Origin of the sequence: Anoxybacillus sp. FSL W8-0382 (genome assembly GCF_038003845.1) — a bacterium.
GTDB classification, from domain to species: domain Bacteria; phylum Bacillota; class Bacilli; order Bacillales; family Anoxybacillaceae; genus Anoxybacillus; species Anoxybacillus flavithermus_G.
The window spans coordinates 1,851,954-1,873,843 of record NZ_JBBOPX010000001.1; the positions used below are offsets into that span (position 1 = coordinate 1,851,954).

24 protein-coding genes and 1 other annotated feature are annotated in these 21,890 nt (G+C 44.4%); all 24 genes read right to left on the reverse strand.

The window, feature by feature from the left end:
- Nucleotides 1-55: 55 nt before the first annotated feature.
- The gene (locus NSS60_RS09695; protein WP_004891180.1) at nt 56-967 is read right to left on the reverse strand and encodes an RluA family pseudouridine synthase; all 912 of its coding nucleotides are present in this window, start codon (nt 965-967) and stop codon (nt 56-58) included.
- Nucleotides 942-1,430, reverse strand: coding sequence for a signal peptidase II (gene lspA / locus NSS60_RS09700; RefSeq protein ID WP_340720812.1), 489 nt, complete (start codon nt 1,428-1,430; stop codon nt 942-944). Before lspA ends, NSS60_RS09695 begins: the two co-directional genes overlap by 26 nt.
- Nucleotides 1,431-1,505: 75 nt before the next feature.
- The gene (gene ileS / locus NSS60_RS09705; RefSeq protein ID WP_004891183.1) at nt 1,506-4,262 is read right to left on the reverse strand and encodes an isoleucine--tRNA ligase; all 2,757 of its coding nucleotides are present in this window, start codon (nt 4,260-4,262) and stop codon (nt 1,506-1,508) included.
- 44 nt (nt 4,263-4,306) lie between these two features.
- Nucleotides 4,307-4,522: a binding site (T-box leader), on the reverse strand.
- A gap of 44 nt (nt 4,523-4,566) precedes the next feature.
- Entirely contained in the window at nt 4,567-5,070 is a 504-nt protein-coding gene (locus NSS60_RS09710; RefSeq protein ID WP_004891184.1) for a DivIVA domain-containing protein, read from the reverse strand.
- A gap of 62 nt (nt 5,071-5,132) precedes the next feature.
- Nucleotides 5,133-5,906, reverse strand: a complete 774-nt coding sequence (locus tag NSS60_RS09715; protein WP_004891186.1) for a YlmH family RNA-binding protein — start codon at nt 5,904-5,906, stop codon at nt 5,133-5,135.
- Nucleotides 5,906-6,178 (reverse strand): YggT family protein, encoded by a 273-nt coding sequence (locus tag NSS60_RS09720; protein ID WP_004891187.1) that lies wholly within the window; start codon nt 6,176-6,178, stop codon nt 5,906-5,908. The genes NSS60_RS09715 and NSS60_RS09720 overlap by 1 nt, the downstream gene beginning before the upstream one ends.
- A 1-nt stretch (nt 6,179) precedes the next feature.
- On the reverse strand, nt 6,180-6,602 hold the full coding sequence (locus NSS60_RS09725) for a cell division protein SepF (protein WP_004891188.1): 423 nt from the start codon (nt 6,600-6,602) through the stop codon (nt 6,180-6,182).
- A complete protein-coding gene (locus tag NSS60_RS09730) occupies nt 6,603-7,286 on the reverse strand; it encodes a YggS family pyridoxal phosphate-dependent enzyme (protein ID WP_004891190.1) in 684 nt (227 codons plus the stop codon). It abuts the gene before it with no gap.
- Between the two features lie 4 nt (nt 7,287-7,290).
- On the reverse strand, nt 7,291-8,094 hold the full coding sequence (gene pgeF, locus NSS60_RS09735) for a peptidoglycan editing factor PgeF (protein ID WP_035018748.1): 804 nt from the start codon (nt 8,092-8,094) through the stop codon (nt 7,291-7,293).
- A gap of 69 nt (nt 8,095-8,163) precedes the next feature.
- A complete protein-coding gene (locus NSS60_RS09740) occupies nt 8,164-8,406 on the reverse strand; it encodes a YlmC/YmxH family sporulation protein (RefSeq protein WP_004891192.1) in 243 nt (80 codons plus the stop codon).
- Nucleotides 8,407-8,510: 104 nt separating this feature from the next.
- On the reverse strand, nt 8,511-9,290 hold the full coding sequence (sigG, locus tag NSS60_RS09745) for an RNA polymerase sporulation sigma factor SigG (protein WP_004891193.1): 780 nt from the start codon (nt 9,288-9,290) through the stop codon (nt 8,511-8,513).
- A gap of 65 nt (nt 9,291-9,355) precedes the next feature.
- Complete coding sequence (sigE, locus tag NSS60_RS09750; protein ID WP_004891195.1) at nt 9,356-10,075, reverse strand: RNA polymerase sporulation sigma factor SigE; 720 nt, start codon at nt 10,073-10,075, stop codon at nt 9,356-9,358.
- A gap of 49 nt (nt 10,076-10,124) precedes the next feature.
- Nucleotides 10,125-11,018 (reverse strand): sigma-E processing peptidase SpoIIGA, encoded by an 894-nt coding sequence (gene spoIIGA, locus NSS60_RS09755; RefSeq protein ID WP_004891197.1) that lies wholly within the window; start codon nt 11,016-11,018, stop codon nt 10,125-10,127.
- Nucleotides 11,019-11,155: 137 nt separating this feature from the next.
- The gene (gene ftsZ, locus NSS60_RS09760) at nt 11,156-12,274 is read right to left on the reverse strand and encodes a cell division protein FtsZ (protein ID WP_004891199.1); all 1,119 of its coding nucleotides are present in this window, start codon (nt 12,272-12,274) and stop codon (nt 11,156-11,158) included.
- A 26-nt stretch (nt 12,275-12,300) separates the two neighbouring features.
- Complete coding sequence (gene ftsA / locus NSS60_RS09765; RefSeq protein ID WP_004891200.1) at nt 12,301-13,581, reverse strand: cell division protein FtsA; 1,281 nt, start codon at nt 13,579-13,581, stop codon at nt 12,301-12,303.
- 80 nt (nt 13,582-13,661) lie between these two features.
- On the reverse strand, nt 13,662-14,021 hold the full coding sequence (locus tag NSS60_RS09770; RefSeq protein WP_004891201.1) for a small basic family protein: 360 nt from the start codon (nt 14,019-14,021) through the stop codon (nt 13,662-13,664).
- Between the two features lie 5 nt (nt 14,022-14,026).
- Nucleotides 14,027-14,743: a DUF881 domain-containing protein gene (locus tag NSS60_RS09775; protein WP_004891202.1), complete on the reverse strand. Its 717-nt coding sequence runs from the start codon at nt 14,741-14,743 to the stop codon at nt 14,027-14,029.
- A 10-nt stretch (nt 14,744-14,753) separates the two neighbouring features.
- A complete protein-coding gene (locus tag NSS60_RS09780; RefSeq protein ID WP_004891204.1) occupies nt 14,754-15,446 on the reverse strand; it encodes a DUF881 domain-containing protein in 693 nt (230 codons plus the stop codon).
- Entirely contained in the window at nt 15,430-16,218 is a 789-nt protein-coding gene (locus tag NSS60_RS09785) for a cell division protein FtsQ/DivIB (RefSeq protein ID WP_004891205.1), read from the reverse strand. Before NSS60_RS09785 ends, NSS60_RS09780 begins: the two co-directional genes overlap by 17 nt.
- A gap of 131 nt (nt 16,219-16,349) precedes the next feature.
- A complete protein-coding gene (murB, locus tag NSS60_RS09790) occupies nt 16,350-17,258 on the reverse strand; it encodes a UDP-N-acetylmuramate dehydrogenase (RefSeq protein ID WP_004891208.1) in 909 nt (302 codons plus the stop codon).
- 40 nt (nt 17,259-17,298) lie between these two features.
- On the reverse strand, nt 17,299-18,390 hold the full coding sequence (murG, locus tag NSS60_RS09795; RefSeq protein ID WP_004891210.1) for an undecaprenyldiphospho-muramoylpentapeptide beta-N-acetylglucosaminyltransferase: 1,092 nt from the start codon (nt 18,388-18,390) through the stop codon (nt 17,299-17,301).
- Nucleotides 18,391-18,445: 55 nt separating this feature from the next.
- Nucleotides 18,446-19,510 (reverse strand): stage V sporulation protein E, encoded by a 1,065-nt coding sequence (gene spoVE, locus NSS60_RS09800; RefSeq protein ID WP_049754165.1) that lies wholly within the window; start codon nt 19,508-19,510, stop codon nt 18,446-18,448.
- 68 nt (nt 19,511-19,578) lie between these two features.
- Complete coding sequence (murD, locus tag NSS60_RS09805; RefSeq protein WP_340720813.1) at nt 19,579-20,913, reverse strand: UDP-N-acetylmuramoyl-L-alanine--D-glutamate ligase; 1,335 nt, start codon at nt 20,911-20,913, stop codon at nt 19,579-19,581.
- Entirely contained in the window at nt 20,913-21,887 is a 975-nt protein-coding gene (gene mraY, locus NSS60_RS09810; RefSeq protein WP_004891214.1) for a phospho-N-acetylmuramoyl-pentapeptide-transferase, read from the reverse strand. Before mraY ends, murD begins: the two co-directional genes overlap by 1 nt.
- Between the last annotated feature and the right edge of the window lie 3 nt (nt 21,888-21,890).

The window sequence follows — 21,890 nt, forward strand, 5'->3', positions numbered from 1 at the left end:
GAATTTAAAGGCCCTTGTTCACTTGAGTTCATTTTACGTTTCCTTGTTTCGTTTGTCAACGATTATTTCGCAACATATCGAGCAATCGTTCAAATTCGTGAGGAATCGGGGCTTCAAACTGCAAATATTCGCCTGTGCGCGGGTGATGAAACCCTAATACGCCGGCATGAAGCGCTTGTCCATCAATCGGTAGCGTTTTGCGCGGACCGTATTTCGGGTCACCCGCAAGCGGATAGCCGATATATTTCATATGAACCCGAATTTGATGCGTTCGCCCTGTTTCGAGTTGACACTCCAAAAACGTATAATGTTCAAATCGTTCAAGAACGCGAAAATGCGTCACCGCTTCTTTCCCATTTTCAACAACGGCCATGCTTTGACGATCGCGTGGGTCGCGCCCGATTGGAGCATCAATCGTCCCATAATCGTGCGGAATAACACCGTGAACGATCGCGACATATTTGCGCGTCACCGTTTTGTTTACAAGTTGATTGACAAGCGACTCATGCGCCAAATCGTTTTTGGCAATCATTAATAAACCGGACGTATCTTTATCGATGCGATGAACGATGCCCGGTCGAAGCACACCGTTAATGCCGGAAAGGTCTTGACAATGTGCAAGTAACGCGTTAACAAGCGTCCCGTGCATATGCCCTGGTGCTGGATGAACGACCATGCCGCGCGGCTTATTGACAACGAGCACGTCCGCATCTTCGTAATAAATGTCGAGTGGAATCGGCTCCGGCTCAACATCTAACGGTTCTGGGTCAGGAATGGAAATGACCACTTCATCGTCGACATGGCATTTGTAGTTCGGTTTCACCGCTTTGCCGTTGACAAGCACGCGGCCTTCTTTTAGCCATTGTTGTACTTGGGAGCGCGACCATTGTTCATTTAATTCGGCAATGACTTTATCAATGCGCTCTCCATCGTGTTGTTCTTCAATCGTGAGTTGAATTTGCTCCATCGTTCATTCCCTTTCGTTGTTTTTCTTCGGTCCATGTATAAATAAACATGAGCGCGACACCAATCGTTAACGCGGCATCAGCAACGTTAAAAATCGGAAAGCTGTAACTAAATATGTACGCATGAATGAAATCGACAACTTCTTTTCGAAATACGCGATCAATAAAGTTCCCGAGCGCGCCGCCAAGCATGAGCCCGAGCGCGATGCCAAACAGCCGTTGCGTCGGTTGCAACCGTTGAATGTATATGACGATGCCGACAACGACGACAATTGTAATCAAATAAAACAGCCAAAATTGTCCTTGCAACATGCCCCATGCCGCTCCACGATTGCGATGCGATGTAATGTATAACACGTTTTCAATAATTGGAATGCTTTCCCCTAATTCCGTATAGCGAACGACAAGCCATTTTGTCCATTGGTCGATCAATATAACGACAAAAGCAAGCAAATAATATAACATCATACCCCTCCAAAGCAAAATTCTTTTTCATTTTATCATAAACAATCCCCCCTTGAAAGCGAGGGGGGATATGTGTTATTGCTTGACAATGGCCACACAACGTGGACATAGCTCTGGATGGTCTGCATCTTCGCCGACTGTTGGTGTAACGACCCAGCAACGTGCGCACGTTTTTCCTTCCGCTTGTTTGACGACAATCGCTGTTTTCGTAAATGTTTGCGCCTCGCTCGGTGCATCAGCAAACGTTCCGCCGATCGAAAATGCTGAAACGATTAATAGCTGTTTCATATCTTCTTCAATTGAATCGATGAGCGCTTTCGTGTCGTCCGTCGGATATAAAATGACGTGCGCCGTTAGCGACTTGCCGATTAGTTTTTCATTGCGCGCCACTTCTAGCGCTTTTAATACTTCATCGCGCAATTCCATAAACGCATCCCATTTCGCAACGATGCGATCTGCATCATCAATATGCACCGCTTCTGGCATATCGACAAGCTGTACGCTTTCTTCTTTGACGTGTGGAATGTACGACCACACTTCATCTGCCGTATGCGGTAAAATTGGCGCAACAAGTTTCGTTAACGCTACAAGCGTTTCATACAACACCGTTTGAATCGAACGACGTTCATGATTATTTGCCGCTTCGATGTACAACACGTCTTTTGAAAAATCGAAGTAAAAAGCGCTTAAATCGACGGTGCAGAAGTTGTTTATTTCATGGTAAATCGTCGCAAATTCATACGTTTCATACGCTTGTTTTACTTTGTCGATGAGACGATTTAATTTAATGAGCATGTAACGGTCCACTTCGCGCAACTGCTCGATCGCTACCGTATGTTCTGCAGGATTGAAATCGAATAAGTTCCCGAGCATGAAACGGAACGTGTTGCGAATTTTACGATATACTTCTGCGACTTGTTTTAAAATGTTGTCAGAAATGCGCACGTCCGCTTGATAGTCGACAGAAGCAACCCAAAGACGCAAAATGTCGGCACCAAGCTGTTCCATGACTTTTGCTGGCACGACGACGTTGCCGAGCGATTTGCTCATTTTTCGTCCTTCGCCATCTAGTACGAAGCCGTGGCTTAATACGCCTTTATACGGCGCTTTTCCGGTAACTGCAACTGCGGTGGAAAGCGATGAGTTAAACCAGCCGCGATATTGGTCGGACCCTTCTAAATAAAGATCTGCTGGACGTTGTAAATCATCGCGTTCTTCTAATACCGCTTGATGAGAAGAACCAGAGTCGAACCATACGTCCATAATATCTGTTTCTTTCGTAAAGCGTCCGTTCGGGCTACCTGGATGCGTAAACCCTTCTGGGAGCAAATCTTTCGCTTCGCGCTCAAACCAAACGTTTGAACCGTATTGGCGGAACAAGTTCGATACGTGTTCAATCGTTTCGTCTGTAATAATTGGCTCACCATTTTCGGCATAAAAGACCGGAATTGGTACCCCCCATGCGCGTTGGCGCGAAATGCACCAGTCGCCGCGATCGCGAATCATGTTGTGGATGCGAATTTCACCCCATGCCGGCACCCATTTCGTTTCTTCGACAGCTTTCAACAATTGCTCACGAATTTTGTCGATGGACGCAAACCATTGAGCTGTCGCACGGAAAATCGTCGGTTGCTTCGTCCGCCAGTCGTGCGGATATGAGTGCGTAATAAACGATAGTTTTAATAAAGCACCTACTTCTTGTAGCTTTTCTGTAATCGCTTTGTTTGCGTCATCGTAAAACATGCCAGCAAACCCTGGCGCTTCTTCTGTCATATATCCGCGCTCATCGACAGGGCAAAGGACACCTAAGCCGTACTTTTGGCCGACGATAAAGTCGTCTTCCCCGTGTCCTGGGGCCGTATGAACGCAACCTGTTCCGGCGTCTGTTGTGACGTGTTCGCCACAAATGACGAGCGAATCGCGGTCGTAAAACGGATGTTTCGCAACGACGTATTCGAGTTCGCTTCCTTTCACTGTTTTTAATACAGTCACATGCTCCCAGCCGATTTCTTTTTGTACCGATTGTAATAACTCGGATGCAACGACATATTTGCCACCGTCTGCCTCAACGACGCTATATTGCAACTCTGGATGAACAGCGATACCTAAGTTCGCTGGAATCGTCCATGGCGTCGTCGTCCAAATGACGATTTTTTCATCCCCATCAAGCACTCCTTTTCCGTCTTTGACAGGAAAAGCGACGTAAATCGATGGGGAACGTTTGTCTTTGTACTCGATTTCCGCTTCGGCAAGCGCCGATTCACTTGATGGAGACCAATACACAGGTTTTAATCCTTTATAAATTAATCCTTTTTTTGCCATTTCACCAAATACTTTAATTTGTTGTGCTTCATATTCTGGCGTTAACGTAATGTAAGGATTGTCCCAATCGCCGCGCACACCAAGGCGTTTAAATTGTTCGCGCTGGCGGTCGATTTGCTCGTATGCATATTGCTCACATAGCTTGCGGAATTCCGCAACGCTCATTTCTTTCCGATTGACGCCTTTATTTTTCGTCAGCGCCGTTTCAATTGGCAAGCCGTGCGTATCCCAGCCCGGTACGTACGGAGCACAATAGCCGCTCATTGACTTATAGCGAACGATAAAGTCTTTTAAAATTTTATTAAGGGCATGTCCCATATGAATGTCGCCGTTCGCATACGGCGGTCCGTCATGCAATACGAAAAGCGGGCGATCTTTTGTACGCTCTTGCACTTTTCGATAAATGTCCATTTCATCCCATTTTGCTTGCATTTGTGGTTCACGTTGTGGAAGATTTCCGCGCATCGGGAAATCGGTCTTTGGCATTAATAACGTATCTTTGTAATCCATCATGTAACCTCCTTTTATGTAAATAAAAAAACCTTCTCATGCCCAAAAGGGACGAGAAGGTCTCGCGGTACCACCCTTGTTGACTATGTAAACATAGCCCACTTGACATTCGTAACGGGAATGACGCGCCGTGGCCTACTATTTGTTCAGCACGGAACTCCGGGGTGATTTTCATTCTTTCGCTTATGCCGAGCTTCCACCGCCCTCGGCTCGCTGTAATAAGCTGATGAAAGAACTACTGTCCCCTTCATCGTTTTTACGATATAACTGTAATCGATATTATAGGCAATCACAATAGCCATCGTCAAGACTCTGTTATTTCTTGCACCGCTTCATCATCAAGTTTGTAATCTAATAAATGATCCCAATCGTCGTTGTTTAACATATCGAGCTGCGCTTCAATTAACATTTTAAAACGACTGCGAAACACTTTCGCTTGCCGTTTTAATTCTTCGACTTCCATCGCGATTTTCCGCGTTTTGGCGAGCGCCTCGCTAATGATGCGATCCGCGTTTTTTTCCGCTTCTTTAATGATGAGCTTCGCTTCTTTTTGCGCGTTTCGCTTCACTTCTTCGGCTGTTTCTTGCGCAATTAAAATCGATTTATTTAACGTTTCTTCAATATTTGTAAAATAGTTGAGTTTTTCTGTCAGCTCTTTCACTTTTTCTTCTAATTGCTTTTTTTCACGCAACACCATTTCGTAGTCTTTAATCACTTGATCTAAAAATTCGTTTACTTCATCTTCATCATATCCGCGAAAGCCTCGGCTAAATTCTTTATTATGAATATCTAACGGCGTTAACGGCATGCGGCCACCTCCATCTTATGTACGTATCGGGTTATTCGACATCTTTTGCGGAAATCCTGCTTTTATTTTGCTTTTTCGACAACGATGCGCCATTTTTCTTTTTTTGTTTGACCGACAATCGCTTGCAGTCGGCAGCGCCCATACCCACGCAGCGACAATAAATCGCCTTCTTGGCACTCCATATGAGCTTGGTCAACCGTTTTCCAATTCACTTTCACGAAGTTTTGGTCAATGAGCGCTTGCGCTTTTTGGCGTGATATGCGAAAACATTGCGCTAAAATGGCGTCAAGTCGCAAAGAAGAAACGGTAAACGTCTCTTCCTCCCACTGTTCTTCCACGACGAGAAGTTGCGAAAGCAGTTGTTCTTCTAACGATACTTTTGCTTTTCCAATCGTTGTGACGTTCATTTGAACAAACGGCGCAATTTCTTTAGCAACGACAAATTGAATAACATCATCAACGATGATAATGTCACCAAACTTTTCCCGCTTCACACCGAGCGACAAAAGTGCGCCGAGCACGTCGCGATGCCCGAGCGTCACAAATTTTTTCGGGTAGCGAATGGAAAATAACGATAGTTGAAAATCCTCTTCATTCGGTTGCATGTACGGCGGATATAATAGCGCACGCTTTCGTTCGACCGACGATGAACCGCCAAAAAACGCAACGTGTACATCATCGTGATGGCCGACAATCGAGCGGACAATTTGCTGTTCGCGCGGAGTTAAAAAGTCGGTTAGTTTCGGAGCGTATTGTTCCGTCACGAGCCGCTTCCATTCGCACACGAGATCGATGAAATGATGCTCTTCTTTGCGGAAATGTTGATAAATGTCCATTACAGCCCTCTATTAACCATATCAACTAACCCATAAACGCCTGCTGTCGCAAAGCGCAAAACAAGCAAGGCGACAATTGGAGAAATATCGATCATACCAATCGGCGGAATAAAGCGACGAAACGGCTCTAAATACGGCTCACAAATGTTGGCGAAAAACTGCCCGACTTTTGTGTCGCGCGCATTTGGAAACCAAGACATTAAAATGTAAACAATAATCGCATACGAATATACTTGAATAATTGTCACAACAACATTTGCTATTTGATACATTTTACCACCTCTTTATCGTTGAGTCATCGTCCGATACGACCGAAATTGAACCGCTCACATCGACGTTATCTGGCGTGCATAAAAAAATGGTCGAGCCGACTTGTTGAATGTCTCCGCCTATTGCATACACCGTTCCGCTTAAAAAGTCGACGATGCGCCGCGCTTGATCGCGGTCAACACGATGGACGTTGACGACGACAGCACGCCGGTTTTTTAAATGGTCGGCAATTTCTTGTACTTCCGCATATGCGCGCGGCTCAAATAAAACGAGCTTGGACGATTTTTGTACACTTTGTAAACTCACAACATTTTGTTTTTGTTCGGCTTTCGGTTGTTGAACGACTTCTTCTTCCTCGTATTCATCTTCTTCCCATTTTTCCTCATCTAAATCGAAAAAATCACGAATTTTTTTCACAAATCCCATTTACTCCACCTCCTCTTCACCAACAAGGCATGTACCAAGTCGAAGAAACGTTGCTCCTTCTTCGACTGCAATTACATAATCGTTTGACATCCCCATGGACAATTGTGTACAAGGGGCGTGCGGCAATTGTTTTTCTTGTACTTGTTCTTTTAACTCGCGCAACGTCCGAAAACAGCGACGAATCGTCGCCTCATCATCCGTATATGGCGCCATTGTCATTAATCCGACAACTTCGATACGCGAAAAAGCGGATAATGTTTCAATAAACGGCAATACGTCTTCTGGTGCTAATCCGTGTTTAGACGTCTCTCCTGATACGTTAACTTGCACAAAACATTTGATCGTTCGATTCGCTCGTTTGTTAATTTCTTCCGCTAATGAAAGACGGTCGAGCGAATGAACGTAGTCAACGTAATCGATGATTTGTTTCACTTTTCTTGATTGCAACGTGCCGATAAAATGCCACGTTGCTTCGTTTCCAATCGCTTCGTATTTGCGTAAAAAGCCATCGGCACGACTTTCGCCTAAATGAACGATCCCCGCTTCGATCGCTTCTTTTGCGCGCGCGATGCTTACATATTTCGTCACCGCAACGATTTGAACGTCTGATGCGCTTCGTCCTGTTTTTTCACACGCTTCGGCAATTTGTTGTTGAATCGTTTGTAAGCGTTGTTTCACAGACATATGATCACCTCCAGCCAATAAGCGCCATCATTCTTCCTGTTTTTCCACCATCGCGACGGTGGGAGAAAAATAATGACCGCTCACAGCTTGTGCAATACGATGAAACAGCGATACGTTCGCTCGGAACACCTGCTTGCTGCAAAAGCTGTTTATTCATTTCTTTTAAATCAAGCGCATACTGTCCCTTACTTGTTTCATTATAAAGAGATTGTGGCGAGTTGACTAGCGCCTTTTGAACGAATTCAATGACGCGATCATCGACGACGTAACAACAACGGCCGATCGACGGACCGATCACAACATGAATATGTTGGGGAGCGACGCCTTCTTCTTCCCACCGTTTCACCATTTCACCCGCGATGTTATGCACCGTCCCTTTCCAGCCGGCATGTGCAAGTCCAATTAGCTTTTTACTTGGCGAAAAAAAGTAAAGCGGAACGCAATCCGCAAAACAAAGCGCCAACATGAGATCTTGTTCGCTTGTATACAGACCGTCTGTATGAGGCACAGCGGTATCGTACGCGCGTACCCCTTTTCCTGCATGATTGTTCGTCACTTTTTCGATGTGTACGCCATGCACTTGATCGGCACATACCCAGCGATCAAGCGAAACGTTTAACTGCTCGGCTACTTTTTTTCGATTTTCATATACGACATCGCAATCGTCTGCGACATGCATGCCGAGGTTTAACGTGGCAAACGCCCCTGTGCTCACTCCGCCTCGTTTTGTCGTAAACGCAACGCTCACATTTTCCCATCCATCAAACAAAAGCAATGACTCGCTCGCTTGTCGAAATATTTCATTCATCGTTCGACATCCTTCGTACAATTTTATCACTTTTTTTCCTATTTTATCACAGCTTGCCGAAAACGTGAATTATTCATTGCCATCTAATCGAACGAGAATGACGTCGGCACCAACTTTCACAATATCGCGCCACGGAATGATCATTTCATCCGCCCGTCCAAATAAACCGAGCACTTTTCCCGTACCGATAATGATGATAGCTTCAATTTGACCGGTCGTTAAATTAATATCGATATCTCCAATATTTCCAAGCCGTTTGCCGTTTGCGACATTGACGACGTCTTTTTGTTGGAGTTCAGAAATTTTCACCATGTTCCCCCGCTCCTTTTCTTCTTTCTATCTCCTATATGTATGCGTAAATCGAAGGTTGTAGTCATGTTGAAAGCATAGAAAAACCCCCAGCTGTGTGGGGGATGTTACCATTGAATATTTTTATTCATTTGTTTAATGGCCGCTTTTTCTAAACGAGATACTTGCGCTTGCGAAATGCCGATTTCTTCGGCCACTTCCATTTGTGTCTTCCCTTGAAAAAATCGTTTGCGAATAATCATTTTTTCGCGCTCATTTAGCCGACGTAGCCCTTCTTTCAGCGCGATTTCCTCAATCCAATTTATATCGCGGTTTTTCTCGTCGCTCAGCTGGTCCATCACATAAATCGGGTCGCCGCCATCGCTGTAAATCGGTTCAAATAAGGAAACAGGATCTTGAATCGCATCCAATGCAAACACAATTTCTTCGTGTGGGACGTCTAAAATTTTTGCAATTTCTTCTGCTGTCGGTTCTTTCGCTGTTTCGCCCATCATTTTTTCGCGCACTTGTAGCGCTTTGTATGCAATATCGCGCAGCGAGCGGGACACGCGAATCGGGTTATTGTCACGTAAATATCGGCGAATTTCACCAATAATCATCGGCACAGCGTACGTGGAAAACTTAACATTTTGGCTTAAGTCAAAGTTATCAATTGATTTCATAAGTCCGATGCAGCCGACTTGAAACAAGTCGTCGACATATTCACCACGATTGTTAAATCGCTGAATGACGCTTAATACGAGCCGTAAATTCCCGTTGATTAATTTTTCGCGTGCCGATATGTCACCGGCTTGCATTTGTCGGAATAGTTCACGCATTTCTTCGTCTTTCAGTACGGGAAGTTTCGATGTATCAACGCCGCAAATTTCAACTTTGTTTCTTGCCATGTCTTTCCCTCCTTGCAGGAGATGCTGTCAGCTTTCAGTATCTCCTTTGAAGGGAAAAATATGCATTACATCATTTTGTTAAATTCTTTTCGCAATCGTTTAATAATTCGCTTTTCTAAACGGGAAATGTACGATTGAGAAATACCTAACAAGTCCGCGACATCTTTTTGTGTTTTTTCTTCTCCACCACTTAGCCCGAAGCGAAGTTCCATAATTTGTTTCTCGCGTTCACTTAATTGATCGAGCGCACGAAATAATAAGTTTCGGTCAATATTTGCTTCTAAATCTTTCGTAATGACGTCATCTTCTGTGCCTAATACGTCCGACAACAGCAGTTCGTTGCCGTCCCAGTCGATGTTTAACGGTTCATCAAACGATACTTCTGAACGTACTTTATTGTTGCGTCGTAAATACATTAAAATTTCATTTTCAATGCAGCGCGATGCATATGTAGCGAGTTTAATTTTCTTCTCCGGGTTAAACGTATTGACTGCTTTAATTAATCCGATCGTACCAATGCTAATTAAATCTTCAATGTTAATGCCGGTATTTTCAAATTTTCGGGCGATGTAGACGACGAGGCGAAGATTTCGCTCAATAAGGAGCGAACGCGCTGTTTCATCCCCAGAAGGAAGTTTTTTTAATAACATTTCTTCTTCCTCTTTTGTGAGCGGCGGTGGCAATGCCTCGCTTCCACCAATGTAATAAATTTCGTCCGCTTTAAGCCCTAATTTTTTTAATAGTTTGTACCATAAATAAGTGAGACGTAATTTGAATAACTTCATAAAAAAACCTCCTTCTATTTCAGCACGAACGGCCGTATGATAATAATAATTACGAAGCTTGCGACATAACCATATGCGGATGAACGATGCAGTTATACTCTCCGTCTGCTGATAATGATGACGGATAAAAGCCAACAAGCACTTTTTTGACAGATATCCATTGTTTTCCGTCCAACCATTGTACGTCGTCTGGTTTCATCGCCACTAACAGCTGTTGCTCGACGCCAACGGCACGGTACGGGACGAAACGTATCCGGCTCACCCATTCGTTCGGGATGTCATCTGTGTACGTACGTTTTTGAATCATTTGTAAAACAGCTTGAGGGAAAATATGTGCGAACGGTTGCAATTCGACGATCATAACCGGTGTGTTTGTGAATGGGTCGCGCAACTGGTTTCCGCTGTCGATTAATCCTTTTAAACATACCGTTTGTCCAAAACATGTGACACGCACATCGATGACGTGTTCAAACCGCAATTTTTTTTCGCGAATCGTTCCCATTTGCACTTTTGATAACATCCATAAAATTGGAAACATGATGACGATAAACAACCAGCTGATCGAAGTTGAATGAGTGAGCCAACCCGATGAATAAGGCGTGATTTCACTTTGCAACAAAAAGTGAAAGGCCACCATCCCTCCCCCCATCATAAACGTGGCAAAATAAAAAGCGAGCACGTTTTCCACAAAAAAGCGAAAGCGATGAAAACCAAAACAAATCCACACGATGAAAAAAGAGATGACAAGTTTCGTTACGAAATGAGATGTCATATAAGCAAAAGGAGTGAAAACAAGCAAGACGAGCAACGAACCGAATAATGCTGCAAGCATAAGCCGCCATAAACGAACGCGGCGCTTTAACATAATTGCCGCAAGCCATAGCAACATCGCATCAAAACAAAAATTTAATAACCATACGAGATCGGCATAAATCAGCGGCATCCCCTCCTTACAACATCTTGAAACTAGTATATAGCACTTCCAATAGAAAAGTGTGTCAAACGATGACGTCATTTCTTCAGAGATTTTGTCATATGATGATGGAAATAAAAAAACGCCCACACGTAGTGAGCGTTTTTTTAACGGCGACGGTTGCGATTGCGTAAAAAGGCAGGGATGTCGAGTGGATCCTCGACTTGTTGTCCGCGTGTTGGCGAGTAGTCGACTGGCTCTTCTTTTTTCTCGCGCTTGACGCCAACTGTCGGTTTGACAACCGCTTGTCGCGTCGCTTTCGCTTGATTCACTTCTTCGTTAAATCCTGTCGCGATAACCGTAACGACAATTTCGTCTTTTAAGTTTTCGTTAATAACCGAACCGAAAATCATATTGACGTCTTGATCAGCAGCAGATGCGACGATATCAGCTGCTTCTTGCACTTCGTACAAGCTTAAGTTCGTACCGCCTGTAATGTTCATTAATACGCCTTGGGCACCGTCGATCGATGTTTCTAATAGCGGGCTCGAGATCGCCTTTTTCGCCGCTTCTGCCGCGCGATTTTCGCCCGTCGCTACGCCAATTCCCATCAAGGCTGAACCTTTATTTGACATAATCGTTTTCACATCGGCAAAATCTAAGTTAATTAATCCCGGTACGGCAATTAAGTCAGAGATGCCTTGTACCCCTTGACGAAGCACGTTGTCTGCTTCGCGGAACGCTTCTAACATCGGCGTATTTTTATCAACAATTTCTAATAGACGATCGTTCGGAATGACGATGAGCGTATCAACGGCTTCTTTCATCGCTGCTATACCACTTGCCGCTTGCATCGCGCGCTTTCTTCCTTCGAATGTGAACGGCCGCGTGACGACGCCGACAGTAAGCGCACCTAAATCGCGTGCGATTTGAGCAATAACTGGCGCCGCTCCTGTTCCTGTTCCTCCGCCCATGCCGGCTGTGACGAATACCATATCGGCTCCTTTGAGCGCTTCTTCAATTTGTTCTTTACTTTCTTCTGCTGCTTTTTTTCCTACTTCTGGATTTGCCCCTGCACCTAATCCACGTGTCAATTTCGCGCCAATTTGTAGCTTAATTGAAGCCTTTGATAAGTTTAACGCTTGAGCATCTGTATTGACCGCAATAAATTCAACACCTTGTACTCCGTGTTCAATCATGCGATTGACAGCGTTATTTCCGCCGCCACCGACACCAATTACTTTAATTGTCGCTAACTGATCAACAGTCGTGTCAAACTCCAACATGATAATCCTCCTAGCCATTCAAATTGTCATTCAAAAAAGTATCCGAAAAATTTCTTGACTTTATGTCCTAAATGTTCTTCTTTTTGTTTTGGTTTTGCTGGCGCTTTATGCACCTTTTTCTCCGGTTGGAAATCGTCTGTCGCGCTCGAAGAAAGAACAGGAACGTTTCTTCCTTGCAACTTCGCGTTTTTATAGGCGAATTGAATTAAACCGACACCGTTTGTATATTGTGGATCACGAACACCAATATAATCCGGCATCGCCACGCGAACAGTATGTTCAAAAATCGCTTCGGCAAGTTCTAATACGCCCGGCATATTGACTGTCCCACCTGTTAACACGTATCCGCCAGGCAAATCGCGAAATCCACGTCTACGAATTTCAGCTTGCGCCATTTGCAAAATTTCTTCGACACGCGCTTCGATTATATCCGCAATTTCCAATTGACTAAACTGTTGCTGTTGGTCGGTGCCAATGATCGGAACGCTAAATACTTCTTCATCCGAAGCGAGGTCGTAAAAAGCATGTCCATGCTTAAGTTTAATGCGTTCTGCATCTTCTGTCGACGTACGCATGCCGATCGATAAATCTTTTGTAATATGTTCACCACCGATCGGAAGTACGGTCGTTGCTTGTAAAAAGCCTTGTTCAAACACAGCGACCGTCGTTGAACCACCACCGATATCAATAAGTGCCACACCTAAATTTTTTTCATCTTTCGATAACGCAATCGAGGCGGCAGCCAGCGGTTGAAGACACACATCAAGCACATCTAACCCCGCTCGTTCGACACAGCGAAGCACGTTATGTAAAGCGGTTTTCGATGCAGTAATCATCGTTCCTTCCATTTCCAATCGGACACCTAACATACCGCGCGGGTCGTTAATGCCATCAAGGCCGTCAACGATAAACTGTTTCGGAATGACGTCAATAATTTCGCGCTCTGGTGGAATGGAGACGACTTGTGCCGCTTCAATGACGCGTGTGACGTCTTCAGTTGTAATTTCTTTATTTTCGCTTGATACAGCGACAATCCCGTTGCACGGTTGAAGTTGAATGTGGTTGCCGTTTACTCCGACAATGGCGCCTTTAATCGTTACACCGACCATCCGTTCCGCTTGTTCAACCGCTCGTTTAATGGATTGTACCGTTTCATCTATATCAATAATAGAGCCTTTTTTTAGCCCTTGCGACTTCACATTGCCGACACCGATAATGTTTAACTGATCGTTAATCATTTCGCCAATGATAACTTTTACACTAGACGTACCGATGTCAAGACTAACATAAAAATCGTTGCTGTTCATTCTGGTGGCACCTCCTTTACAAAATGAACGTTACTATGTATATCAACACTATATTCCACATTCGAACAGCATTCCCTTTTTTATAAACGATTTTTTTGGCGGCTTTCTAACCATTTCGTTAGCAAAATTCGGCGGATGACAGCGATGTTTTGAAACAGGCGCACACCGAACGCAAATACAGCTGCTAAATACAAGTCTACACCAAGATGCACACCGAGAAAAGCTAAACTTGTTGCTAAAATAATATTAAAAAAAAATCCGGATACAAACACGTGCTCATCGTAAATATTTTGCAAATGTGCGCGAATACCACCTATGAGCGTATCAAACGCTGCGAGCACCGCGATCGATAAGTAGTTGGCATATTCGCTCGAAATGCGCCAATCCGTCAACAAGCCGAGCAATATGCCAATGACGAGGCCGAGCAGGGGAAGCCACATCATGTTCACCTCCTAGCATCTTCAACTGCTTCCATTTGTTTGACGTGCACTGCTCCATCGTACGGAGGAATGACGACACGCTGTTGCGGTTCTGAAATCGTAAGAAGCAAATTTTCAATGGCAAAGTCATCAGCAATCGTTGAAGCTTTTAGCCGGTTGTACATTTTTTCGGCGTCCGCCGCAATGACTTTAATTTCAAATGGGAAAGAGCGAAGCGGATACGAATCGACTTTCGTCACACCGTTAATGTCGCGAATGACCGTCGTGTTGACGATGCGTTGGTCGGCAATCGATACGTATTGAGCGCCATACATGTTTAATTCATTAAGGAGTCGGCGAAGCAACTCTGCCGACACCGTATCGCTAATCGGGCCGACGTACGATTCATCATACATTTGTTCGACATAAAGCACGACACCTTCCCCGACAACTTCCGTTAACCCAGCTTCTTTTTTTAGTTCTTCTACCGTTTGGCGAAGAATCGCTCCTTTGCTTTCTGAACGTTGCTGTTCGTATTTTTCTAACGTTTCTTCATATTTTCGTATTTCGTTTAATAGTTGTTTATGTAGCTCTTGTTCTTTTTTTAAATCTTGTCTAATTTCCCATATGTCACGTGTATCGCGCACGTCTGGCTCGTTGTTCGTTCGGAATTGGACAGCTAACATAAAGCCAATAATGAGCGACACAAGCGTGAAATGCCATATCGTTTTTTTCGTCAACATCGGTCCTCCTCTATTTTTGCATCAACGGTTCCATTGTAATTTCCAATTTTTCCGTAATGTCAACAATAATATGGTCGCTCGTCAGCTGGTCTTTCACCCCACCAGCAATCGTTAACGCCGAAATAAGTACGTTTGGATCGCCGATCGCTTGAATAACGAACGGGGCTGGATGTTGTATCCCGTCGATTTCAATGACCGGACCATTGCACAAAATATACGATCGGTGCGATAATCGCTGTCCGTTAATCGATATTGCAGACGCCCCTGCAATCAGTAGTTCATTGACGACTTGAAACACATGTTGTTCATGGACGATGTAGTTTGTGGCGTTCGCTTCTGAAGGAATGTATGAAGCATCAGATAGCGTCACTTCGACCCCTTTTCCTTTCACTTTCACTTTGCCAAGATACATGCGCAACCGTTCTGCATCTTCAGCGAGGTTAAAATAAATTTGTTCTTCGCTTGCTAATTGTTTTTCCATTTCGCGTACGCGTTGTTGTTTTTTAAACAATTCAGCTTGCAACTTTTTGTTTTGCTCTTGTTGTTCAATGAGCTGTTGACGATATTCATATTCTTTATTCCATTGACGTTCAAGCTGGCGATTGGTCGTCTCTTTTTTCGTTATCTGATAAGAAAAGGCCAACATAAAGCCTAAAACTAAACAAACGAACGACAAAATGACGTGGCTACCGTTCATTTTCATCGTCTTTGTCATCCCCTTCATCCGCTTTGTACGGTTTGAAATATGCGCTCATCTCTAAATGAAGAACGCCTTTTACCCCCGGTTGTAACTGACTAACGATCGAAGGATAATGCACAATTTTTTTCGCAAAACGATCGATTGTAGCACTCACTTCGATGCCGTCATTCATATAGACAGTAATATGCCTTTCGTCCGATGCGTTTGGGGTATAATGAATTTCTGAGATAAGGTTTAAAATCGAATTTGGCGTATTCGCCAATTGGGCAGCCATGTCTTGAATAGCCTCTCCTTCTTTCCATCCGACTAAAATCGGAGCATCGCTCGGAATCACTTGTTTCGCATACGTCAACACTTTTCCGTTATCTAAAATCGGCAAAAAGGAATGCTTGTCCAAAATGTAAGCGATGCGCGTTCGCTCGACGATCACGATGTCGATACGATTCGGAATTCGTTTTTTTACGCTGACGTCTTTCACTTCTGGATGTTGTTTCACTCGCTGTTCGACCTCGTCTTTTTTCACTTTCCAAAAGCTCGTTTGTTTCGTTATACCGCTTAGTTGGATGATCTGTTGCGAAGCGATATGATGATTTCCTTCGACGTGGATGACTGCGACGTTGCTAAGTGGCGACTGGGCATAAACAACGCCTAATAAAAGCATAAAAAATAAAGCGATATATGCAACAAGTAAGCGATTAGCACGCTGTCGTCGCTGCTCCTTTAATTTTGGTACACGTTCTTCAAGAACAACAACTTTTCCTTTTTCTTTTCCCATTCACTCCACCCCGGTCGATGGACCAAATCAAAATAACAAGAAAACTAACGGCGCATGTCAGCCACCGTTAGTTCATCATCTCCATTTCTATTATAGCATAATATAGCAAAAATTAGGATGGGGAAATTGCATTACTTCCGCCCAACAATTTCAACTTCTGTTTGCAACGACACGCCATATAAGTCGTGAATCGTCTTTTTCACATAATCGATGAGTTCGAGCACGTCGTTTGCCGTTGCTCCGCCTGCGTTGACAATAAAGTTCGCATGTTGTTCAGATATTTTCGCCCCGCCGATCGTATATCCTTTTAGCCCTGCTTGTTCAATTAACTGACCGGCGTATTGCGGAAGCGGATTGCGGAAAATGCTTCCCGCACACGGATAGTTCCACGGTTGCGTCTCGCGGCGGTAATCTTTATTTTTTTGCATCGCTGCGACAATTTCATCACGGTTTCCTTTTTTCATTTCAAGCGTTGCTGCAACACAAATGCCTTTTCGTTTTTTCTGCAATACCGATGTGCGATACGAAAACTCCATCTCTTCATTCGTTAACCATTCAATCGTTCCGTCTTCAAATAAAATTTGTGCTTTTTTTACGATGCGCGACATATCCGATCCGTGAGCACCAGCGTTCATATACACCGCTCCGCCAACTGTGCCCGGAATGCCTCCTGCAAACTCCAACCCAGACAATCCTTGCTTACTAATGACCGTCGCTAGTTTAATGAGCGAATATCCCCCGCCGACTGTCACTTCAGTATCATGAATGTATAAATCATCTAATCCTTCGCCAAGTTTAATGACGACCCCTTCAATGCCTCCGTCTCGCACAAGTAAGTTGGAGCCGCGACCGATCGCACGCCAAGGCACATTATATTTTCGTACGATTTCTATCGTCTTTTTTAAACCATCTATATGTTTCGGTTCCACAAACAAATCAGCAGGCCCACCGATTTTAATCGTTGTATGACTAGCCATGCGTTCGTTTTCTTTTACTGTTCCCACGTTAGCTTGCAGGAGCTCTTCACGTAGTTTTTCCAATGGTCTACCTCCTCTACCTCTTTCCTATATCGTATGCAACTTATGAAATCATCTCCACCATGACGCGATATAAACGCTCTGCCGCGTCACGAATGCCTAATTGAAACGCTGCTTCTTTCATATTTTTCAACGTTTGTTCGTCTAACAATATGCGGTCGATATCATCAAGCAAGCGCCCGCCTGTCAATTCGCTTTCTAAACGAACGATCGCTGCTCCCTTTTTTTCAAGCGCCCGCGCATTTTTTTCTTGGTGATTATTTGTCACATACGGGCTCGGAATTAAAATGCTTGGAATGCCGAGCGCTGTAATTTCTGCGAGTGTCGTTGCGCCTGCACGAGCGACGATGACATCGACCCCTGCCAATACTTCCGGCATGTTGTGAATAAACGGACGGATGATGACGTTTGAAGGATTGCCGACATCGTTTACCGCCTTTATTACTTTATCATAATGAACGTCACCTGTAACATATAAACATTGATACGGCTTTTGTTCAACTTCATGCAGCACTTGCAAAAACGCCTCATTGATCGGACGTGCACCGCGACTACCACCGACAATGAGCACCGTTTTTTTCTTCTCATCTAATCCGAGCGACCGTCTCGCTTCTCGTCCGTCTTTTCCTACGACTTCTGAAGCGCGCGGGTTTCCTGTTAACACCACTTTTTCTTGTGGGAAATATTGTTTTGTTTCTTCAAAACAAATGGCCACTTTATCGGCATAACGGCTTAAAAAAGTATTCGTCAGCCCCGGAATGCTGTTTTGTTCATGAATGATCGTTGGAATACCTAGTTTAGCTGCCGCATATACGACAGGTCCGCACACGTATCCCCCTGTGCCGAGCACAACGTCCGGTTTGTATTGTTTCAACAGTTTTTTGCATGCGCGCACACTTTTTATAAAACGTACGATCGTTTTGACGTTTTCAAATGAAAGACTACGTTTCAATCCGCTAATGTCGATCGCATGAAACGGGATGTTTTCTCTTGGAACGATCGTGCTTTCTAACCCTTTTTTTGTCCCGATATATAATACATCGACGTTCGGATGTTGTTTTTTCACTTCATGAATAAACGAAAGCGCAGGATAAATATGACCTCCTGTTCCGCCACCACTTACTACAATTTTCATCGTTTTTCCCCCTCATCAAAAGTAACAGAAGAAGCTGACTTCCGGGAAGTCAGCCTTAATATCGCGCATAACGGCTAATGTTTAACAAAACACCAATCGCCATAAGCATGAGCGTCAATGACGAGCCGCCATAACTTAAAAACGGCAACGTGATCCCCGTTACCGGCATAAGTCCGGTCACGACCCCGATATTGATCATCACTTGGATGGCCACCATCGCAATGATACCGACAGCTAAAAAACTGCCGTATAAATCTGGTGCTCCTAAAGCGATACGAATGCCACGCCAAAGCAGTAAACTGAACAGAAGCAAAACGAGCGAGCCGCCAATAAAGCCAAGCTCTTCTGCTAAAATGGCAAAAATAAAGTCCGTTTGTGGCTCAGGCAAGTAAAAAAACTTTTGGCGGCTTTGTCCGAGCCCGAGCCCAAATAGCCCGCCCGGCCCGATCGCATAAAGCGATTGAATGATTTGAAAACCGCTTCCTAACGGATCTTCCCACGGGTTTAAAAATGACGTAATGCGCTTGATGCGATACGGAGCGGATAACACAAGCCCAGCAAAACCAGCCAAACCAAGCAAGCCAAGAAGAACAAAGTGGCTCATACGCGCACCAGCGACAAAAATCATGACGACGCACGTGCCGACCATGACCGTTCCCGTCCCTAAATCGGGCTGCAACATAATCATTCCGAACGCAATAAATACGAGCGTTAAAGACGGAAGTAAACCTTGTTTAAATGACGCGATTTTTTTTTGGTTTTCAGATAAATATTTCGCTAAAAACGCGATCATCGCCATTTTCATAAACTCAGATGGCTGAATGGAAAACGCACCAACACCAATCCAGCTACGTGAGCCGTTGCGCACCATGCCGATGCCCGGAATTAAGACGAGAATGAGAAGGATAAAACAAACGATAAGCAACACTTTCGCCCACGTCCGCCACGTCCAATAGTCGATGTTCATGAAAAAAAACATCGCGACGATGCCAACCCCTGCGAACAATAGTTGGCGTTTCGCAAAGAAAAACGAATCATGAAACTTGTAATCCGCCCATATGGCGCTAGCGCTATACACCATAACAAGCCCGATTGCCAACAACGAAAACGTGATGATCATTAACAAAAAATCAGGTGCAGACTTTTTTCCATGCAATGCAGAACACCTCAATTTACTTAAAATTCGTCTTATTTAAGCTTATGCACCGCATGTACAAACATGTCCCCACGCTGTTCGAAAGTTTTATATTGATCCCAACTTGCACACGCTGGGGAAAGTAAAATAATATCGCCCGGTGACGACCATTCATATGCGGCAAAAGCTGCTTGTTCCACATTATCGACACGTTTCAGTTGCTGTATTCCTGCTTCGCGCGCAACGCGCTCAATTTTTGGTGCCGTCTGCCCGAATGTAATGACGGCTTTCACATGTTTGAAGTACGGCAATAACTCATCAAACTCGTTGCCGCGGTCTAACCCACCGGCAAGTAAAATGACCGGCTCATGAAAGGCGCTTAACGCTTTTTGCGTCGCTAATATGTTTGTCGCTTTTGAGTCGTTATAAAATTTTCTTCCGTTGATTTCAGCGACAAATTGCAAGCGATGAGGAACGCCTGTAAACGTCGTTAAGACACGGCGAATCGCCTCGTTGTCTGCACCTGCTAGTTTTGTTGCTGCAACAGCCGCCAATATATTTTCGATATTATGCGCCCCGCGTAACGCCACATCTGTGACATCAATGATCCGCTCGTCATGAAAATAAATCGCTCCCTCTTTCACCGTCGCACCGTACGATAATGGCGTAGTCGCAGAAAACGGCACGTGTTGTGCGCGGCTTTTTTTCGCTAATTGCATGACGATCGGATCATCGGCGTTGACAACCGCGTAGTCTGTTTCCGTTTGGTTTTTAAAAATGTTTCCTTTCGCTTCTGCGTACGCTTCTTTCGTTCCGTGATAGTCTAAATGTGCATCAAAAATATTTAACAACACGGCGATGTGCGGACGAAAGCGAATCGTTCCGAGCAGTTGAAACGAAGATAATTCCATGACGATCACATCATCTTTTGTCGCGCGTTTCGCCACTTCGCATGCGACCGTTCCGATATTTCCTGCAATAAGCGGCCGACGTTTCGCTTCTTGTAACATGTGATAAATCAAGGTCGTCGTCGTCGTTTTTCCGTTTGAGCCTGTAATGCCGATAATAGGCGCTTTAGACGTTTCATAGGCAATTTCAACTTCCGTAATGACCGGAATTTGTTTGCCAAGCGCTTTTTGAACGAGCGCGTTTGAGTATGGAATGCCTGGGTTTTTCACGACAACATCAAATGGCTCGTCAAGTAGTTCAAGCGGATGCCCTCCGCATACGAGGCGGATGCCAAGCGCCTCTAATTCGCGTTTATCTTGCTCGCTCGGTTCATTTCGATCGTTGACGACGACATCCGCTCCTAGCTCACGAAGCCTTTTCGCCGCTGCGAATCCACTTTTCGCTAAACCTAATACAAACACTTTTTTTCCGTTATACATTATACCCACACCTCTATGTAAATTCCTAAAATGGCAAACAATAAGCCAACTGCCCAAAACGTCACGACAACACGCCACTCCGACCAGCCGATTAATTCGTAATGATGATGAATCGGGCTCATGCGAAACACGCGTTTGCCTGTCGTTTTAAACGAAATGACTTGAATAATGACGGATAACGTTTCGATGACGAACACACCGCCGATAATGACTAATAATATTTCAAGTTTCGTCAAAATGGCAATCGTCACAATCGCCCCACCAAGCGCAAGGGAACCGGTATCGCCCATAAACACTTTCGCAGGATGAGCGTTAAAAACGAGGAATCCAAGCACCGCACCGACGACAGCGACGCTAAAAATGGCGATGTCATATTGCCCTTGGTTCCATGCCAATACAGCATATGCACCAAACGCAATCGCCGCTGTACCCGCAAGCAAGCCGTCTAAGCCGTCTGTTAAATTAACTGCATTCGAGCCGCCAACAAGCATAAAAATAATAAGCAAAACATAAGCGACACCTAAATCAATGGACACGTCTGTTCCGGGAATGGAGACGACGGTTGACATGCTGTAACGTTGAAAGAAAAAGTAAAATACGAGCGCGATAAGCAATTGCCCAGCTAGTTTTTGTTTGCTCGTCAAACCGAGATTGCGCTTCATGACGACTTTAATGAAATCATCAATAAAACCGAGCAACCCATATCCGACCGTAACGAACAACAACATGTATGTGTGCGCTGTGCGTTCAAAAAATATATCGCTCATGATCCATGTGGTGATAGAAAGCGACAATAAAATCATTAACCCGCCCATCGTAGGCGTACCTGATTTTTTTTGATGAGATTTTGGTCCTTCTTCACGAATGCTTTGCCCGAATTTTAATCGTCTTAAAAACGGAATAAAAATGGGCGATAACACAACGGTAATAATAAAGGCAAGCCCCGCCGTAAACAAAATGACTTTCTCGTTCATGAT

Bases quoted from the DNA above. Each gene is read 5' to 3' on its own strand.
- NSS60_RS09695 (WP_004891180.1), bottom strand. From the start codon at position 967: ATGGAGCAAATTCAACTCACGATTGAAGAACAACACGATGGAGAGCGC.
- lspA (WP_340720812.1), bottom strand. From the start codon at position 1,430: ATGTTATATTATTTGCTTGCTTTTGTCGTTATATTGATCGACCAATGG.
- ileS (WP_004891183.1), bottom strand. From the start codon at position 4,262: ATGGATTACAAAGATACGTTATTAATGCCAAAGACCGATTTCCCGATG.
- NSS60_RS09710 (WP_004891184.1), bottom strand. From the start codon at position 5,070: ATGCCGTTAACGCCGTTAGATATTCATAATAAAGAATTTAGCCGAGGC.
- NSS60_RS09715 (WP_004891186.1), bottom strand. From the start codon at position 5,906: ATGGACATTTATCAACATTTCCGCAAAGAAGAGCATCATTTCATCGAT.
- NSS60_RS09720 (WP_004891187.1), bottom strand. From the start codon at position 6,178: ATGTATCAAATAGCAAATGTTGTTGTGACAATTATTCAAGTATATTCG.
- NSS60_RS09725 (WP_004891188.1), bottom strand. From the start codon at position 6,602: ATGGGATTTGTGAAAAAAATTCGTGATTTTTTCGATTTAGATGAGGAA.
- NSS60_RS09730 (WP_004891190.1), bottom strand. From the start codon at position 7,286: ATGTCTGTGAAACAACGCTTACAAACGATTCAACAACAAATTGCCGAA.
- pgeF (WP_035018748.1), bottom strand. From the start codon at position 8,094: ATGAATGAAATATTTCGACAAGCGAGCGAGTCATTGCTTTTGTTTGAT.
- NSS60_RS09740 (WP_004891192.1), bottom strand. From the start codon at position 8,406: ATGGTGAAAATTTCTGAACTCCAACAAAAAGACGTCGTCAATGTCGCA.
- sigG (WP_004891193.1), bottom strand. From the start codon at position 9,290: ATGGCAAGAAACAAAGTTGAAATTTGCGGCGTTGATACATCGAAACTT.
- sigE (WP_004891195.1), bottom strand. From the start codon at position 10,075: ATGAAGTTATTCAAATTACGTCTCACTTATTTATGGTACAAACTATTA.
- spoIIGA (WP_004891197.1), bottom strand. From the start codon at position 11,018: ATGCCGCTGATTTATGCCGATCTCGTATGGTTATTAAATTTTTGTTTT.
- ftsZ (WP_004891199.1), bottom strand. From the start codon at position 12,274: ATGTTGGAGTTTGACACGACTGTTGATCAGTTAGCGACAATTAAAGTA.
- ftsA (WP_004891200.1), bottom strand. From the start codon at position 13,581: ATGAACAGCAACGATTTTTATGTTAGTCTTGACATCGGTACGTCTAGT.
- NSS60_RS09770 (WP_004891201.1), bottom strand. From the start codon at position 14,021: ATGTGGCTTCCCCTGCTCGGCCTCGTCATTGGCATATTGCTCGGCTTG.
- NSS60_RS09775 (WP_004891202.1), bottom strand. From the start codon at position 14,743: ATGTTGACGAAAAAAACGATATGGCATTTCACGCTTGTGTCGCTCATT.
- NSS60_RS09780 (WP_004891204.1), bottom strand. From the start codon at position 15,446: ATGAAAATGAACGGTAGCCACGTCATTTTGTCGTTCGTTTGTTTAGTT.
- NSS60_RS09785 (WP_004891205.1), bottom strand. From the start codon at position 16,218: ATGGGAAAAGAAAAAGGAAAAGTTGTTGTTCTTGAAGAACGTGTACCA.
- murG (WP_004891210.1), bottom strand. From the start codon at position 18,390: ATGAAAATTGTAGTAAGTGGTGGCGGAACAGGAGGTCATATTTATCCT.
- spoVE (WP_049754165.1), bottom strand. From the start codon at position 19,510: ATGATCATCACGTTTTCGTTGTTGGCAATCGGGCTTGTTATGGTGTAT.
- murD (WP_340720813.1), bottom strand. From the start codon at position 20,913: ATGTATAACGGAAAAAAAGTGTTTGTATTAGGTTTAGCGAAAAGTGGA.
- mraY (WP_004891214.1), bottom strand. From the start codon at position 21,887: ATGAACGAGAAAGTCATTTTGTTTACGGCGGGGCTTGCCTTTATTATT.